General features: G+C 67.2%; 17 protein-coding genes. 9 read left to right on the top strand and 8 right to left on the bottom strand.

All coding sequences use genetic code 11. From position 1 onward, the window contains the following. Nucleotides 1–252: 252 nt before the first annotated feature. A complete protein-coding gene (locus AB4Y43_RS12305) occupies nucleotides 253–870 on the top strand; it encodes a TetR/AcrR family transcriptional regulator (protein WP_069265677.1) in 618 nt (205 codons plus the stop codon). 34 nt (nucleotides 871–904) lie between these two features. Here the strand turns inward: AB4Y43_RS12305 and AB4Y43_RS12300 are convergent, their stop codons facing one another. The 6 genes from AB4Y43_RS12300 to AB4Y43_RS12275 form a co-directional block, all read right to left on the bottom strand. Beyond that, nucleotides 905–1,135, bottom strand: a complete 231-nt coding sequence (locus tag AB4Y43_RS12300) for a DUF2795 domain-containing protein (RefSeq protein ID WP_069265678.1) — start codon at nucleotides 1,133–1,135, stop codon at nucleotides 905–907. Nucleotides 1,136–1,380: 245 nt separating this feature from the next. Beyond that, nucleotides 1,381–1,653, bottom strand: coding sequence for a hypothetical protein (locus AB4Y43_RS12295; protein WP_069265679.1), 273 nt, complete (start codon nucleotides 1,651–1,653; stop codon nucleotides 1,381–1,383). 248 nt (nucleotides 1,654–1,901) lie between these two features. Beyond that, entirely contained in the window at nucleotides 1,902–3,251 is a 1,350-nt protein-coding gene (locus AB4Y43_RS12290; protein WP_368727907.1) for a C45 family autoproteolytic acyltransferase/hydolase, read from the bottom strand. Nucleotides 3,252–3,402: 151 nt separating this feature from the next. Further along, nucleotides 3,403–5,148 carry a ClcB-like voltage-gated chloride channel protein gene (locus AB4Y43_RS12285; RefSeq protein ID WP_368683026.1) on the bottom strand — a complete coding sequence of 582 codons (1,746 nt, stop codon included), beginning with the start codon at nucleotides 5,146–5,148 and terminating at the stop codon, nucleotides 3,403–3,405. Nucleotides 5,149–5,306: 158 nt separating this feature from the next. After that, nucleotides 5,307–6,041, bottom strand: a complete 735-nt coding sequence (locus AB4Y43_RS12280) for a glutathione S-transferase (protein WP_069265681.1) — start codon at nucleotides 6,039–6,041, stop codon at nucleotides 5,307–5,309. A 246-nt stretch (nucleotides 6,042–6,287) separates the two neighbouring features. Further along, on the bottom strand, nucleotides 6,288–7,364 hold the full coding sequence (locus AB4Y43_RS12275) for a YeiH family protein (protein WP_069265682.1): 1,077 nt from the start codon (nucleotides 7,362–7,364) through the stop codon (nucleotides 6,288–6,290). 144 nt (nucleotides 7,365–7,508) lie between these two features. On the opposite strand from AB4Y43_RS12275, the gene AB4Y43_RS12270 reads away from it, so the two are divergent. From AB4Y43_RS12270 to AB4Y43_RS12235, 8 genes are all read left to right on the top strand, one after another. Next, nucleotides 7,509–8,429 (top strand): LysR family transcriptional regulator, encoded by a 921-nt coding sequence (locus AB4Y43_RS12270; RefSeq protein WP_069265683.1) that lies wholly within the window; start codon nucleotides 7,509–7,511, stop codon nucleotides 8,427–8,429. 155 nt (nucleotides 8,430–8,584) lie between these two features. Further along, on the top strand, nucleotides 8,585–9,382 hold the full coding sequence (locus AB4Y43_RS12265) for a TIM barrel protein (protein WP_368727906.1): 798 nt from the start codon (nucleotides 8,585–8,587) through the stop codon (nucleotides 9,380–9,382). 62 nt (nucleotides 9,383–9,444) lie between these two features. Further along, nucleotides 9,445–10,413, top strand: a complete 969-nt coding sequence (locus AB4Y43_RS12260; protein ID WP_368727905.1) for a sugar kinase — start codon at nucleotides 9,445–9,447, stop codon at nucleotides 10,411–10,413. 98 nt (nucleotides 10,414–10,511) lie between these two features. Then, a complete protein-coding gene (locus AB4Y43_RS12255) occupies nucleotides 10,512–11,795 on the top strand; it encodes an MFS transporter (protein ID WP_368727904.1) in 1,284 nt (427 codons plus the stop codon). Between the two features lie 21 nt (nucleotides 11,796–11,816). Then, the gene (locus AB4Y43_RS12250) at nucleotides 11,817–12,782 is read left to right on the top strand and encodes a 2-hydroxyacid dehydrogenase (protein WP_368727903.1); all 966 of its coding nucleotides are present in this window, start codon (nucleotides 11,817–11,819) and stop codon (nucleotides 12,780–12,782) included. Further along, nucleotides 12,779–13,876 carry a LacI family DNA-binding transcriptional regulator gene (locus tag AB4Y43_RS12245; protein WP_256094779.1) on the top strand — a complete coding sequence of 366 codons (1,098 nt, stop codon included), beginning with the start codon at nucleotides 12,779–12,781 and terminating at the stop codon, nucleotides 13,874–13,876. The genes AB4Y43_RS12250 and AB4Y43_RS12245 overlap by 4 nt, the downstream gene beginning before the upstream one ends. A gap of 114 nt (nucleotides 13,877–13,990) precedes the next feature. Beyond that, nucleotides 13,991–14,800 carry a YhfC family intramembrane metalloprotease gene (locus tag AB4Y43_RS12240; protein WP_368727902.1) on the top strand — a complete coding sequence of 270 codons (810 nt, stop codon included), beginning with the start codon at nucleotides 13,991–13,993 and terminating at the stop codon, nucleotides 14,798–14,800. Nucleotides 14,801–14,833: 33 nt separating this feature from the next. Beyond that, nucleotides 14,834–15,199, top strand: coding sequence for a DUF3022 domain-containing protein (locus AB4Y43_RS12235; protein WP_368617604.1), 366 nt, complete (start codon nucleotides 14,834–14,836; stop codon nucleotides 15,197–15,199). A gap of 69 nt (nucleotides 15,200–15,268) precedes the next feature. Here AB4Y43_RS12235 and AB4Y43_RS12230 read toward each other — a convergent pair whose 3' ends face one another. Further along, the gene (locus AB4Y43_RS12230; RefSeq protein ID WP_368605381.1) at nucleotides 15,269–15,703 is read right to left on the bottom strand and encodes a PGDYG domain-containing protein; all 435 of its coding nucleotides are present in this window, start codon (nucleotides 15,701–15,703) and stop codon (nucleotides 15,269–15,271) included. 159 nt (nucleotides 15,704–15,862) lie between these two features. Continuing rightward, nucleotides 15,863–16,414 (bottom strand): Spy/CpxP family protein refolding chaperone, encoded by a 552-nt coding sequence (locus AB4Y43_RS12225; protein WP_368617603.1) that lies wholly within the window; start codon nucleotides 16,412–16,414, stop codon nucleotides 15,863–15,865. Between the last annotated feature and the right edge of the window lie 179 nt (nucleotides 16,415–16,593).

The raw sequence follows: 16,593 nt of genomic DNA, 5'->3' as shown, positions 1-16,593 counted from the left end.
CTGCTCGATGCGCCACGACCGCGACGATTCACCTGGACCTCGATAGGCTGGGTGCGCACGCAGACCGCAATGCCGCCGGACCGGTTGCGCCGCCGTTGAGTCGCGGGCGCGGCGCGGCTCGCGCACCGACCCGGACTTGGGATGATGAGCCGGATTCTAATACAACCTTGTATCTGAGTGCGAAACTGAATCCGAGGAATGTTTCAGTGCTAGACTCGCGTCCATCCGTGATACATAGCGACGCCCCACGCCATGAAGCGCATTCGACTCACCCGCGAACAAAGCCGCGACCAGACGCGCGAGCGCCTGCTCGACGCCGCGCAGGCCGTGTTCATGAAAAAAGGGTTCGTGGGCGCGAGCGTCGAGGACATCGCGCACGCGGCGGGGTACACGCGCGGCGCGTTCTACTCGAACTTTTCGGGCAAGTCGGACCTGCTCGTGGAATTGCTGCGGCGCGATCATGAAGCGATGCAGACCGACCTGCGCGCCATCTTCGAGACCGAGGTCTCGCGCGAGCAGATGGAGGCGCGCGTGCTCGCCTACTACAGCCGCATGCCGCAGGACAACAAGGTCTTCCTGCTGTGGGTGGAAGCCAGGCTGCTGGCTGCGCGCGACGCGCGCTTTCGCACGCGCTACAACGCCTTCATGAAGGAAAAGCGCGAGAGTCTTGCCGTGTACATCGAGGAGTTTGCGGCGCGTGCGGGCATGCCGGTGCCGCTCGATCCCCAATTGCTCGCGCTCGGGCTGATGGGGCTGTGCGACGGGGTGCAGTTTCTCGCCACGGCCGATCCGCAGCATGTCACGCCGCCAGTCGTCGAAGCCGTGCTGGGGACTTTCCTCGCGCGCGTGGTGTTCGGCCGCGACGCGTGAGCCCGGCGTGCACGCAGCCCACGACGCGCGCGCGTCAGGAGCCGAGGCCAGGGCCGTAGTTGCTGCCGATCAGCCGCGTAACGGACGCGACGTCCTGATAATCCTGCTCGGGCATGCCGTCGAGGATGCCGAGCACCTCGTTGCTCGCGCCGGCTTCGCGCGCGGCGTCCACGAGTTCGTCCTTGTTGGCGGGCCAGCGCACTTCGCGCAGCACGTCGGCGAATTGCAGATCGATGGGTTCGTCGGGAATGCGAGAGGCTGACATGCGTGGCGTCCTTTGCGCGGGCGGCCGGCGTTGGCGGTCCGCGTCGTCGTCTCGTTTGTTGTGCGGTTTGTTTTTCAGATTTTGTTCGCGCCCGGTCTGCTTTGCGGCGCGCAGCGCTAGCGCCGCGCCTCAAGCATACACAATCCGACTCGCACGCCCTCGCGGCGTGCGCACGCGCCGCTCATTTGCCGCTCATGCGCCACTTTGGTTTGCCGCTTGTTCGCAAACGGGGGTACCGGTCAGGCTCAGGTCTGCTCGTGCAGGTCCGGGCTGAGCGTCTTGTCCAGCCGATGCGACCTGGGCAGCGTGAGGTACTCCCAGTGTTGCGGACCGTTTGCGGTCGCGGGCACGTTGGGGGCAGGGGGCGCGACGGGGGCGTCGTAGGCGTGGGACTGTCCACTTGCGAGCGGGATGTGCGCGCTGGTCGGGGTGACCGGTGAGTCCTGCGCGGTACGTACCGGAGCGGCGAAGCAGGACGCCGACAACAGCACGGTGGTCATCAGTGTCGAGGTTTTCATCGCTCGACCTCCTTTCTCATGCGGCCCACAGGTCGCAGCAAGCGCCGTACCGCATCCGCCAGCGTGGGTTGGCGGCGCAGGCAGCCGCGCCAGCCGGGGCGGCCAGGCGCGCCGCTACGCGAAGGCGCAACGAGCCGCCTGGACGGCTCATGTGCGCGACGCGCATACGGAAATACCATGATGGCAGGAAATGACCCGACACGTCTCGAACGCGCGTGCTTTTTTGCCGGCACTGCCGCTACGCGGGACTAAGGCGAGGGCCTGCGCAGCGCCTCGAAGCGCGTCCAGGGCCACGACGGGCGGTCGCGCATATAGCCGTTGAGCCAGTTCCATTGCGGGTGGCGCTGCATGAACGCCTGGGCGTCGAACGGGCGGCCGCAGGGATGGCCCCAGCGCGCCCAGAACGACAGATCGCGCGCCATTTCGCTGTCGACTACCTTGCCGTCGTTCGCGCCCCACGGGTTGAACGGCCCGTGGTCGGCGCCGCCGAAGCGCGCGTCGTCGAGTTCGAGATGGCCGCAGATCGTGCGCGAGCACGGGTTGTCGCTACGCTCGAGGTAGACGTCGTGGTGGTCCGCGATCATCGCCTTGGCGAGTTCGGCGTCGATCGCGCCGCGGTGCTCCTGCGCGAGTTGCATGAAGCGCAGGCGGCGCGCGCCGTTGCGGCGCACGTCGGTGTAGTCGTCGGCTTCGCCGGTGCACTCCTGGTTGCGGATCTTGAGGTCCGTGGCCGCGTTGAAGCCGCTGTAGAAGCCGTCTTTCGTGCTCTCGAAGCCCGCGTGCTGCAGGCCCAGTTCGTAGCGCGCGATCTCGCCCGTTTTGGTGTCGCCGAGCAGCCAGCTGTTCACATAGCCCGCGTTGTTCGCCTGCGCGAACATCTCGCACCATTGCGCAATGCTCGACGCATACTGCGTCGCCCGTCGCGAGCGATAGAACTCAGGCGCGCCGTTCGCGCGGTAGCCGACGAAGTTCGAGATGGTCGTCTCCGTCACCATCAGGCCCGCGCCGTTGATCCAGAAGTCGGTGAGACTCGAGATGCAGCCGGGCAGGCCCTGCATGAGGATACGGTGCCCCGAGTCGGGCACGATGTCGAACACGATATTGAAGGCATCGCCGGCCGCGTAGCGGTCCCACGAGTTGTGCGCCATGACGATGCGGCCGTCGCGCGTCGCGCTGCCCGTCGCGATGAAGGCGCTGCAATGGTGGCCGCGCCGCCCGCGCCAGGGGCGCACCGCGGGCTGCGCTTGCTGTGTCGCAACATGAACCGGCCACCAGCTCTGCAGCAGGTCCATGTAGCCGTTCCAGGCGAGCACTTCGGCGAACTTGAGACCGGCGCCGTCGGCGATGCCCTGGATCTCGTCGGCGAATTCGGTGTCGAGGCGCGGCGCGAACTGCATGATCGCGGCGTCGACGAAGGTGTCGAAGTCTTCGCCCGTGTCCCACTTCGCGAGGTAGCGCGCGGTGCGAATCGCATTGCGGATTTCGGTGGCGAGCAATTTGCCGTGCTGCTCGCCGCGGTCGTAAGGCTCGCCCTGCAAGTGCACGAATATCCAGCCCGCGTGGTCGCGGCGTACGGCTTCGAGTGAGGGTTCGCTCATCTTCGCTCCGGTCATCCCCGCGTCGATTCTCGCTGGCCCCCTGTGCGCACGACGGTGCGCGCACGCACAGCGCGGGCCGCGAAGCGCGTTTTCCCTCTAGATTCTAGAAAATCCGCTGCGCTTTGCCACGCGCCTCGCGCGCGGGCGAAGCCTACCGCTCCGCGTTCATGCGCTGATAGGCATCGAGCAGCGACGTCTTGTACACCACGCCCGCGAGCGTCGGCTCGCGCGTGCTTTCGACCACGGGCAGGCGTTCGCCCTGAAACGACATGAAGTGCTGCAGGCCGACGGCGAGCGGCATGTCGGGCGTGAGCACGTCGAACGTCGGCTTCAGGTAGTCGCGGGCGTGCTTGTGCGCGGTATCGCGCTTTTGCAGCAGGTCCGAGGTGATGTCGGCGAGCGCAACCGCGCCGAGAAAGCGCCCCGTCTCGTCGGTCACGTAGAGGTACTTGACCGGATATTCGAGGAACACGCGCGTCATCTCCTGCACCGTGGCGCTCTCCAGCACGACAGTCTGCGCGGGGCGCACCAGCTCGCGCATCTGCGTCATGCGCAGGCGCATGCGTTCGGCTTCCTCGCGGTTGCGATGCAGCGTGATTTCGTACATCGACGCCTTGCCGATCGCGCGCGCGACGAAATACGCAACGACGCACGAGAGCATCAGCGGCAGCACCACCTGGTAGCTCAGCGTCATCTCGAAGATCATCAGAATCGCCATGAGCGGCGCCTGGGTCGCGCCCGCGAGGAACGCGCCCATGCCCACCATCGCGTAGGCGTACGACGCCGAGGTGCCGTCGGGCCAGAGCGTGTGCATGCCCTGGCCGAACAGGCAGCCGAGCACGGCGCCCATGAAGAGCGTCGGCGTGAACACACCGCCCACGGCGCCCGAGCCGACCGTCGCGGCCGTCGCGATGAGCTTGAAAACGAGCACCGTGGCGAGCGCCGTCCAGGTCCACGGCGAATGGAGGATGGAGTTCACGACGCTATAGCCGTTGCCCCACACCTCGGGCGTCCAAACCGAAAGAATGCCGACCACCAGACCGCCGAGCGCGAGCCGCACGGGCAGCGGCGCGTTGATGCGCCCAAAGCCCTTTTTCGCGGTGGCCATCATCATGAGGAACTGCGGGGCGAGCGCGCCGCAAAGGAGGCCGAGCGCCACGAAGAGCAGCACCTCGACGCCCGTCACCGGCGGGAACACGGGCATCTCGTACGGCGGCTTGTAGCCCGCGAACTCGCGCATCGTGATGTTGGCGACCACGGAGGAAACGACGATCGGCCCGAAGCTTTCCATGACAATGGAGCCGAGCACGATTTCGGTCACGAAGAAGGCGCCGGCGATGGGCGCGTTGTACGCCGAGGTGATACCGGCCGCCGCGCCGCACGCGACGAGCAGGCGCAGCCGCGACGGATCGAAGTGGACCCAGCGGCCGATCAGCGAAGCGGCGAGGGCGGCGAGCTGCACCATCGGGCCTTCACGGCCGATCGAGCCGCCGCTCGCGATCGTGAAGAGCGACGAGAGGCTGCGCCAGATGCTCGTGCCCACGGGCATGACGCCGTCGCCGATCGCCACCGCCTCGATGTAGTCGGCGTGCATCGCCTTGCCGCTGCTGCCGGGCGCCTTGCGCCGCGCGAGCAGCAGCAGGCATCCCGCGATGAAGCCGCCTGCCGCCGGCATCCAGATGCGCCGGTGCCACGGCAGGTGACGCGCCATCTCGACGAGGCTGCCTTCGCTGCCCGCGAAGAGCATCTGCACATACGCGATGCCCTCGCGAAAGATCACGGTCGCAAACGCGCCCGCCACGCCGACGATGACCGACCAGATCAGCATCGTATGGGCGTCGGACAAGCGAAAGAGATCGCGGGCGCGGGTGCGCAGTTTCAGCAGGAATGACAGCACGGCGGGCGGGTCAGGTTACGGGTGAAAGAAAGCCGCGCGTGCGCAGGGCGCGACGTGCGGCGGGAAGCATAACGGGTCAATGCAGCAACTGCACGGCAATTGCGCGCCGCGTGCACGAAACCAGGCGGTGGCGGACGCCTTCCTCGGCCCGCGCGCATTCAGCGCACGGCCCGGTCGAGTTCGGGGTAGTGCCGGAAGATGCCCGTTTCGTTGAACGGCAGCCGCCGCTCCGAGTCGAGATAGGCGGCGATATTCGGGCGCTTGGCCACGGCGTCGCGCAGCGCGACGACATGCGGATAGTGATCCGCGAAATGCTTCGTCGCTTTTGGAAAGGCGTAGCGCAGGCCCTCGACGATCTGAAACATCGACAGATCGACATAGCTGAGCGCGTTGCCCACCATGTGGCGCGGGCCTTCCGGATTCTGCGCGAGCACGCGCTCGAAATAGCTCATGAATTTCGGAATGCGATGCGCGATGAAATCCGCCGAGCGCGCCTTCGCTGCGTCCTTCTGGTCCTCGTAGTAGAGCCCGCTCGCGATCGGATGATGGGTGTCGTGCGCTTCGGTCACGAGGTCCGCGATCGTCAGTTGCAGGCCGTTCGCGACGATGCGCAAGCTCTCGTCGCGCGGCGCGAGCTTGAGCTTCGGGCCGAGATAGAAAAGGATATTGGCGGTTTGCGGCACGATCAGGTCGCCGTCCTTGAGGAAGGGCGGGGCGTAGGGCGGATACGGTTCGTCGCTCTCCAGTTCGCCCATCATCGCGCCGATGCCGAGGCCGTCCTTCTTCTCGCCGCGCGCCACGTCCACGTAGGGCGCCTGCGCCTCTTCCAGCGCGAGCCGCACGAATTCGCCCCGGCCCTGCAGACCGTCCCAGTAATAGAGTTCGTATGCCATCGGTCGTCCCCTTGCGTTCATGGCCGTGCTCGCCACGGCCCGCGCGGCCGCTGCCCACGCAACGGGCAGCAACGCACAGTATCGCTCGCAACGCTCGCGCCTGGTTCGCGTGTGGCGTGCGCACGCGAGATGGCGTAAGGGGGCCGCGCGCAGAAACGCAAACAGCCCCGCCGCAGGCGGGGCCGGTGGCCGGGAGCGCCGGCGCACAAGGGATCGGGTCGGGGCGCGCGGCCCTCGGGCGCCGGGTCATCCGAACAGGCGCTGCACGCCCCAGGTGATCGCGAGACCGCCGCCGACCAGCCAGAGGTAGATGATGAAACCGGCGGTCAGCGCCCGCGGGCCGGCCTGGCGAATCTGCGAGACGCGCGTCTCGATGCCGAGGGCCGTCATCGCCATGGTCAGCGCGAAGGTGTCGAGCGTGTTGACCGCGTGGGTGGCCGTCTCGGGCAGCACGTGGAGCGAATTGACGATCACGAGCGCGAGGAAACCGAGCGCGAACCAGGGCACCGCGAGCTTGCGCGCGCCGCCTTGGCTGGCGTGGCCGTCGGCCGTTGCCTTGCTGCGCGCCGAGCGATTGAGCCACACGCCGAGCACGAGCAGCACAGGCACGAGCAGCATCACGCGCGTCATCTTGACGATGGTGGCGATGTGCGTGGCCTCCGGGCTCACGTTGCTCGCGGCGCCCACCACCTGCGCGACCTCGTGAATCGTGCCGCCGAAGAAGAGCCCGGCGCCGAGCGTGTCGAGATGCAGCCAGCCCGCGTGGAACAGCACCGGGTAGAGGAACATCGAAAGCGTGCCGAACAGCACGACGCTGCCGACAGCCATGGCGCTCTTGTGCGGCTTCGATTGCAATGTGGATTCGAATGCGAGCACGGCCGCTGCGCCGCAGATCGCGCTGCCGGCTGCCGTGAGAATGGCGGTGTCGCGGTCGAGCTTGAGCAGTTTCATGCCGACCCAGGTGCCGATCACGAGTGTGCTCACGACGATCACGACCGACTCGACGAGCCCCGGCACGCCGACCTGGGCGATTTCCTGCAGGCTCACGCGCAGTCCGAAGAACGCCACGGCGATGCGCAGCAGCTTGCGCGCGGAGAAGTTCACGCCGGCGGCCCAGCTTTCGGGCATGCCGTCGCGAAGCGCATTGCCGTAAATCGCGCCCGCGACGATGCCGACGATCAGCGGGCTCATGCCGAGCCCGGCGATCGCGGGCAGCGACGCGACACTGGTGACGGCGGCCGCGAACAGCGCGACGAACAGGACGCCGTTGAGCTGCCCGCGGGTGGACGGCGATGATGCGTGCGCAAGACTGGGTGTGGACATGACGGCCTCTCTACCGGGCGATGCGGCGGAAAATGGGGTAGCGAACAGGTCGCTATCGAATGGCCTAATCCTAATTTAGGTATATCGATATGAAAAATCGTGATTTGTGACGTAATATATAGGACAACACGATGGTTTCCCTCGATGACCCCGGAACAACTGATAACTTTCGCTGCTGTCGCCGAGCATCTCAACATCAGTCGAGCTGCACTGGCACTGCATTTGTCGCAGCCGGCCGTTTCGGGCCAGTTGCGGCTGCTGCAGGAGGAGATCGGTGAGCCGCTGTATCAGCGCGACGGCCGGGGGGTGCGCCTCACGCCCACGGGCGAACAGCTCGCGGGCTACGCAGCGCGCCTGCGCGACACCTGGCGCGACGCGCTCACCTACCGCGACGCGTTGCGCGGCCTCGAGCGCGGCACGCTGCGCATCGGCGCGACCACCACGCCCGCGAGCTACCGGCTGCCGTATCTGGTGGCGCAGTTCCACGGCCGCTATCCGCAGGTCAAGCTCGAGACGTCGAGCGGAAATTCGACGGACGTCGTGGGCATGCTCGGCGCGGTCGATATCGCGCTGATCGAGGGCCCGGTGGGCGAGCAACTGCCGCCGGATACCGCCGTGCATGCCTGGCACGAGGACGAAATCGTCGCGATCGTGCCGCGCTCTCACGCACTGGCGTCGCAGCTCGACGCGCAGGGGGAGACGGCCGCCGCGATGCCGGCCATTACGGTGGGAGCGCTCGCGCAGTGGCCGCTGGTCCTGCGCGAGGATGGCTCGGGCGTGCGCCAGGTGGTCGAGCGGGCGTTCGCTCGCGCTGGCGTGCCCATGCGCGTTGCGCTGGAGATCGCGGGCGTGGAGGGCGTGAAGGAGGCAGTGCGAGCAGGTATGGGCATCGGCTTCGTATCGGCCATGTCGATGCGTCACGAGAACGGCGCCTTGCGGCAGATCCGCCTTGGGCCCGAGCCGCTTGCGCGGCGCTTTTCCATCCTGGTGCCGCACGCGGGCGCGGCTTCGCGCGTTGCGCAGCGCTTCCTGGAACTGTGTCTCGCCGATGTTCCTGGCGCCTGATCCACCAGACCCAGGGCAATCCAGAATGGCGGCCCAAGCGGCTAACGCGCACTATCCGCTCTAATTAACCGGCGCGCAGGCGCTTTTTTTTGGCCTGGATTTGGAACCGGTTCCAAAAAACGAAGTGCGCGACGGCAGGCAACGGGATGACGGCAATGGCGGAAGTAGCAATCGTGGCGAGCGCCTTCGGGGCGCAGGCAATCTGGCGTGACGGACACGCGGCGTGGAGCCGGCTCGCGCGGCGCGCGGGTGCGCACGCGTTCGAGGTGCGGCGCGAGTTGATGCACGATGCCGACGCGCAGCCCGAAGCGCTGCGCGCGCTCGGAAAGGCGCTTGCGGACGAAGGGTTGTGGCGCGTCTGGTCCACACCGGACGCGCTCTATGGCGAGAATGGCGCGCTCGACGAGGCGGCGCTTGGCGCCGCGGTCGCCGCGGGACGGGCGCTCGGTGCGCGTTTCGTGAAGCTGCAACTGGGCGGTTTCTCAGGCGATGCCAGCGCGGCGCGCCTCGCGAGCCTGCTCGAAGCACTGGGCGCACGCACGGGCGACACCGTTGACGCGCGCAACGGCCCGCGTGTCGTCGTCGAGAACGGTCAGCTCGAGCAGGGCGGCAAGCTCGACCAGTTCATCGGCCTCTTCAACGCGCTGCGCGAGGGCGGCGCGCCGGGTGTGATCGGGATGACGTTCGACATCGGCAACTGGCAATGGCCGGGCGAGCCGCCTCTGCTCGCCGCCGCCGCGCTCGCGCCGCACGTCGAATACATCCATTGCAAGGCCGTGGTGGGTGAGGGCGCGCGCCGCTTCGCTGCCGCGCCGGGCGACGACGACGCGCTGTGCCGCGCCGCACTCGCGCTGCTGCCGACACACGTGCCGCGCGGCATCGAGTTTCCGTTCGATCCGGCGCGCGTACACGCAGACGCCGCGCATTACGTCGAATGGCTCGCGGCCGCTTGAGCGCCGCGCGAAGCCTCGAAACCGCGCACCAGACTCCATACGATTCATCAGGAACGCATCTCATGACCGAAGCACTCGATGTCATCACCTACGGCGAAGCGATGGCGATGTTCGTCGCCACGGAGCCGGGTCCGCTCGCCCAGGTCGCGCATTTCACGAAGCGCGCGGCGGGTGCGGAGCTCAATGTCGCGACCGGCCTCGCGCGCCTCGGTTTCAAGGTGGGCTGGATGAGCCGCGTGGGCGCCGATTCGTTCGGCGAGTTCGTGCGCGACGTGCTCGCGCACGAAGGCATCGACGCGCGTTGCGTGAGCACCGACACACGCTTTCCGACCGGCTTCCAGCTCAAGTCGAAGAACGACGACGGCAGCGATCCCGCTGTCGAGTATTTCCGTCGCGGCTCGGCGGCGAGCAAGCTCTCGGCTCGCGACTATCAGGCCGACTATGTGCTCGGCGCGCGCCATCTGCACCTGAGCGGCGTGGCGCCCGCCATCTCTTCCTCTTCACGCGAACTGGCGTTCAAGCTTGCACACGAGATGCGCGCCGCGGGGCGCACGATCTCGTTCGACCCGAATCTGCGCCCGACGCTGTGGGGCTCGCAAGCCGAAATGGTTGGCACGCTCAACGAACTCGCGAGCTTCGCCGACTGGGTACTGCCCGGCGTCGGTGAAGGCCTTGTGCTGACGGGTTCGGACGACCCGGAAGCCATCGCGCAGTTCTATCTTGCGCGCGGCGCACGCGGCGTGATCGTAAAGCTCGGCGCAGAGGGCGCGTACTACGCCACGGCCGAAGGCGAGCAGGGCCGCGTCGCGGCGCAGCGCGTGGAGCGCGTGGTCGATACCGTGGGCGCCGGCGACGGCTTTGCCGTGGGCGTGGTGAGCGCGCTGCTCGAGGGCCGGTCGCTTGCCGCGGCCGTGGCTCGCGGCAACCGCATCGGCGCGCTGGCCGTTCAGGTGATCGGCGACTCGGAAGGCTTGCCGACGCGCGCGCAGCTCGATGCGCTCGAAGCCGCGCAAACGCAGGCAGCCGCATAGCGGAACAGGCGGCGCAACGCAAAGTGCGGCGCGCCAGACAACATGAGACCAGAGGGCGGCACTGTCAGGTACCGAGCCCCATTCAACTGGAGACACCGATGACCTCAACCTCGCTCGCACCGCGCCGCTGGTGGGCAATCATGCCGATCGTGTTCATCACGTACAGCCTCGCCTATCTCGACCGCGCCAACTACGGCTTCGCCTCGGCGGCCGGCATCAATCGCGATCTCGGCATCAGCCCGGGGCTCTCGTCGCTGATCGGCGCGCTGTTCTTCCTCGGCTACTTCTTCTTCCAGCTGCCGGGCGCCGTGTATGCGGAGCGCCGCAGCGTGCGCACGCTCGTGTTCGTGAGCCTCGTGCTGTGGGGCGGCTGCGCCGCGCTCACGGGCGTCGTCACGAACATTCCGTCGCTCATGGCGATCCGTTTCGTGCTCGGCGTGGTCGAGGCGGCCGTGATGCCCGCCATGCTCATCTTCATCAGCAACTGGTTCACGAAGAAGGAGCGCTCGCGCGCCAACACGTTCCTGATCCTCGGCAATCCGGTCACGGTGCTGTGGATGTCGGTCGTATCGGGCTATCTCGTGCATGCCTTCGGCTGGCGTCACATGTTCATCGCCGAAGGCGTGCCGGCTGTGCTGTGGGCCGTGTGCTGGTGGTTGCTCGTGCGCGACAAGCCCGCACAAGTCAACTGGCTCTCCGACGATGAAAAGCGCGCACTCGACGCCGCGATGCGCGCCGAGCAGGCCGCCATCAAGCCGGTGCGCAACTATGCCGAGGCGTTCCGCACGCCTGCCGTGATGCTGCTCTCGGCGCAGTACTTCTGCTGGAGCATCGGCGTGTACGGTTTCGTGCTGTGGCTGCCCTCGATCGTGAAGAACGGCTCGGCGCTCGGCATGGTCGAAACGGGCTGGCTCTCCGCCGTGCCGTATCTCGCGGCGACCATTGCGATGCTGGCCGCCTCGTGGGCGTCGGACAAGCTCGACAATCGCCGCGCCTTCGTGTGGCCGTTCCTGCTGGTCGGCGCGCTCGCCTTCGCGCTCTCCTACGCACTCGGCTCGACGCACTTCTGGATCTCGTACGCGCTGCTCGTGGTGGCGGGCGCGGCGATGTACGCGCCGTATGGCCCGTTCTTCGCGATCGTGCCGGAGCTGCTGCCGAAGAACGTGGCCGGCGGTGCGATGGCGCTCATCAACAGCATGGGCGCACTCGGCTCGTTCGTCGGCTCCTATGTGGTCGGGTATCTGAATGGCGCGACGGGCTCGCCTGCGGCATCCTATGCGTTCATGAGCGCGGCGCTGCTCGTTTCGGTGGGCCTGACGCTCGCCGTCAGGCCGCAGCGCGCCGCCGTCCGTGGTTATGCATCGCCGGCTCACGGAAAATAACCTCTCTTTTCTAGCGCACTTATGAAGCCGAAAATCGTTGTCTACAAAGCCTTGCCCGCCGATGTCGCCGACTATCTGCGCGAGCATGCCGAACTGATCGACGTCGATGCCGACCAGCCCGGCGCACTCGCCGCCGCGCTAAAAGACGCCGACGGCGCGATCGGCGCGAGCGTGAAGATCGCACCGGCGATGCTGGACGGTTCGCGCGTGAAGGCGCTCTCGACGATCTCCGTGGGCTACGACCAGTTCGACGTGCCCGATCTCACCAAGCGCGGCATCGTGCTCGCCCACACGCCCGAGGTGCTGACCGAATCGACGGCCGACACCGTCTTCTCGTTGATCCTCGCGAGCGCTCGCCGCGTGGTCGAACTGGCCGACTGGGTCAAGGCGGGCCAGTGGAAGGGCAGCATCGGCCCGGCGCAATTCGGCGTGGACGTGCAGGGCAAAACGCTCGGCATCGTGGGGCTCGGGCGCATCGGCGGCGCCGTTGCGCGGCGCGCGGCGCTCGGCTTCAACATGAAGGTGCTCTACACGAACCGCAGCCCGAACGAAGCGGCCGAGCGCAACTACGGCGCGCGCCGTGTCGAACTCGACGAACTGCTCGCAAGCTCGGACTTCGTGTGCCTCCAGGTGCCGCTCACCGACGCCACGCGCCATCTGATCGGCGCGGAACAGTTGAAGAAGATGAAGAAGAGCGCGATTCTCATCAACGCTTCGCGCGGCGCGACCGTCGACGAAAAAGCGCTGATCGCGGCGCTCGAAGCTCGCACGATCCACGGCGCGGGCCTCGATGTGTTCGAGCGCGAGCCGATCGATCCCGCGTCGCCGCTGCTGCGCATGCCGAACGTGGTGGCGCTGCCGCACATCGGCTCGGCCACGCACGAGACGCGTCACGCGATGGCGCGCTGCGCAGCGGAGAACCTCGTCGCGGCGCTCGCTGGCACGCTCGATGTGAACGTCGTCAACCGCGAGGTGCTCGCGCGATGAGCATGGCTGCGGGCGGCGCGGATCGCGAGCGTGACGTCGATACGGCGGAAAAGGGCGCCGCGGCCACGGCGCCGCGCCGCGCGACCATCAGCGACGTGGCGCGCGAAGCCGGCACCGGCAAGACCAGCATCTCGCGCTATCTGAACGGCGAGCTGGGTGTGCTTTCGCCCGACCTGCGCGCGCGCATCGAGGCGGCGATCGAGCGGCTCGACTATCGTCCCAACCAGATGGCGCGCGGGCTCAAGCGCGGCCGCAACCGTCTGCTCGGCCTGCTGATCGCCGATCTCGCCAATCCCTATTCGGTGGAGATTCTGCAGGGCGTGGAAGAGGCGTGTCACGCGCTCGGCTACATGCCGCTCATCTGCCACGCGGCGAACGAGATCGACATGGAGCGGCGCTATCTCCAGCTGCTCACCACGTATCGCGTGGAAGGCGTGATCGTCAACGCACTCGGCGTGCGCGAATCGATGTTGAAACCCGTGGGCAGCGGCGGCATTCCGGCCGTGCTGATCGACCGGACCGTCGACGGCCTCGATGCGGACATGGTCGGCCTCGACAACGCGGCGGCCGTGCGCCTCGGCGCGGAGCATCTGCTTGCGCGCGGCTACGACGACATCGTGTTCGTCGTGCAGCCGTTCGAACAGGTGAGTTCGCGGCGCGAGCGCGAAGCGGCGTTTCGCGAGTCGATGCAGGCTACGAAGGGCGCGGCCCGCGGCCTCACGCACGTGCTCGATCTCCACGACGAAGCCGCCGTGCAAACCGCGCTCGCGGCGCTCGACACCCACGTGGCCCAGGCACTGGCACGCGGTGCGCGTTGCGCGTTGTTCGCGGCCAATGCGCCGGTGGCGCTGCGCCTCGCCTTGCATCTGAAAGCGGCCCTCGGCGCGCAGTGGCAGCAGCGCGTGGCGCTCGTCGCCATCGACGATCCGGAGTGGGCCGAGCTTGCCGGCATCACGACGATCCGCCAGCCGACGCGCGAGATCGGCTATCGCGCGGTGGAGTTTCTGCACGAGCGCATCGAGGGCGCGGCGCCCAAGGCACGCGCGGCGGCCTTCGAGGGCGAACTGGTGGTGAGGGCTTCGACGCTGGGGTGAGGACGGCGCGATTGCGGGGCTCTCGCGCAGCCGGGGCTGCGCGCAAGCGCCGATATCTGCGATCATTCGGGCTGCGGCGCGCGTGCGTGCGTGCCGAACGTCATAAGGAAGCCCATGTCCGTAGCTCCGATCACGCTCGTCTGCCTATCGCTCGCGACGCTGTTTGTCGCCGCCTTGCCCGTATCGCTGTATCGCCGGCTGCGTGTGCCGTTCGCGCTCGACTGGCGCGATACGGTCACGGGCGTCGCCATCTTCGCGTTGTTCGTGGCTGTGATCGAGCGCGCCATCAACGACTACATGCTGCACGGCAACGCCGCCGTCGCGCAGGTCCTTTCGAACCCCGTTTTCTTCGTGCTGTACGGCGCACTCGCGGCGGGCGTGTGCGAGGAGGTCGGGCGTTATATCGCCATGCGGCTCATCGCGCGCCGCGGTGCAGGCAAGTCCAACGCGCCCGCAGACAGCGCGGCCTTCGGCTACGGCATCGGCCATGCGGGTGCGGAGGCGTGGTTCGTCGGCGTGCTCGTGCAGTTGCAATGGATCGTGTTCGCGGTGCTCGCGAATCGCGGCGATCTCGACGAGCATCTCTCCAATCTCACGATGGACTCGGTCTTGCGCGTGCATCTGATTCTCGCTAGCCTTTCGCCGCTGTTCGCGGGCGTCTTTGCGCTCGAGCGCACGGCCGCGTTCGTGTTCCAGATTGCCTTGTCGGTGCTGATGTGGCGCGGTGTGCGCGCGGGATGGAAGGGGATTTTGCCGCTCGCGATCCTCGTGCACGCGCTCATCGACGTGCCTGCCGCGATGTATCAGGCGCGTCTCGTGCCGCTCGTGGCCGTGGACGGTTTGTATGTGGTGGCGGCCGTGGTGGTCGCCGTCGTGCTTTTCAGGACGTGCCGCCCGCAGCGGCGCGTCGCACGCGCGGCGTAAGTGCGCGCGTCTTACTTCTTTTTTCTGGCGTCAATGGAAGCCTATCTGTTTGAATGCGCGAGCCCCGAATTCGACGAGCTCGCCCGCGTGATCGCCGACATCTTTCCCGAGCAGACGCGCTTTGCCGAAGAGCCGAATGAAAACGGCGTGCCGCAACTGGTCGTGCACTGGGTGGCGATGCGCTTCGGCTCGAAGGCGCGCCGCATGGTGCTCACGGTGGCAATCGCACCCGCCGCGCTCGCACGCTATCGCGCATTGCCGCCGCGGCTGCGCGGGCGCAGCTTCGCGGTGTTGCGAGCCTACGTGGAGGCGACGATCGAATCGCTCGAGGAACAGCACGCGAAGGGCGAAGACGTGCCGCGCGAGGTGACGATCGCGCTGGACGAAGAATTTGCGTAAAGCGCTTGCTCGAAGCGCATTGGCTTGAAGCGATGGGCGCAGTGCGCCCAGTTTGCGTTGCGCTGAGATTCAGTCGGCGAGCTTGTAGACCTTGGCGAAACGTGCGGCCTGCACGACGCCATAGTCGCCGGGTGCGTATTGCATGACCCAGTCGCCGGCCACGCCGCCAAGCCGGTCGCCGCCGGCAGAACGCACGAGCGTGAACGGCTCGTCCATGCGCCTTGCGAGCACCACGACCTGGTGGTTGCGATACGCGCCTGCCTCGCCGTGCGCGAGGGTGTCGCTCGCCGGCAGGTACTTCGCATCGAACCTGTCGCGCGAGACGACCCAGCGATCGCCGGTCGAACCGGTGATGATCGCGTCGCCGGGCGCATAGCGGTTCGGGCCTTCGAGGCTCATCAGCTCGCCGGCAACGGCCGCGAACTCGACGCTCACGGTCTCGTCCTTGACGACGCGCTGTGCGGCGGGGTCGACACGCAGGTCGAGTTGGGTCAGTTCAATCATGGCGGCAGCAGCGGACGGGCTTCACAAAAAGCGGCTTTCAAAGAAGCGACGGCCGGGCAGTTTCGCCCGGCCGTCGCGCGGTCCGCAAGGGTACCCTGGATCGGGCCGTCGCGCACGCATGGGCGCGCAGCCCGATTCGCGGGTGCGCCTTACTCCTTCTTACTGCGCGGCCGGCGTGCTGGCCGCTTCGGTGTCGCTCGCTGCGGCGTCTGCCGACGGCTTGGCCTTGCCCTTGTGCTTCGGATGCCCCGGCTTGCCCGACGGGCCGTGCTCATTGCCGTGGCGGAAGGACTGATCGGCGAGCTTCTTCTGTTCCGGCGAGAGGCTCGTGTAGAGCGGCTCGAACGCCGAGACGAGCTTCTGCATGTCGTCCGCGTGCGCCTGGGCGATCTGCGCATACTGCTTCATGTCGTCGAGCGCGTTGCGCGAGCTTTCGCTTTCCGCGCGCTGCTTGAAGAGATTCGCCATGGTCTCGCCGTTGCTGCGCATGGTGTCGGCGAACGTCTTCCATTGCGGTTCTTGCTCGGGCGTGATCTTGAGCTGCGTGTGCAGCCACGTGATGCGCTCCTCGACACGCTGCTGATGCTGCGCGGCGCGCACATCGGCGCTCGACGCGGCCGCGGCGGTTGCCGAAGCGGCCGGCGCAGCGCTTTGCGCGAACGCGCCGCTCATCGAGAGCGAGACGGCAAGGATGACGAAAGCTTTCTTCATTGTGACTCCTTGAATCATTTCGTAGCGGGTAGCATGGCCAGAATGGCTGCAGGCGTTATTAGTACCACGTTCTCGCTTCGCCACGCCCCGGCTGCGACACTTGCTTACAAACGAAACGCGTGGAAATACCCGTCGTGCATGACTTGCGCGCCGCGAGCGCCGCCGGCGTGCTCACCCGC

It is taken from the genome of Paraburkholderia sp. BR10872 (assembly GCF_040965835.1).
Lineage (GTDB): Bacteria > Pseudomonadota > Gammaproteobacteria > Burkholderiales > Burkholderiaceae > Paraburkholderia > Paraburkholderia nodosa_A.
The sequence above is the reverse complement of the archived record's forward strand: the minus strand, read 5'-3'. Positions and strand labels throughout refer to the sequence as shown.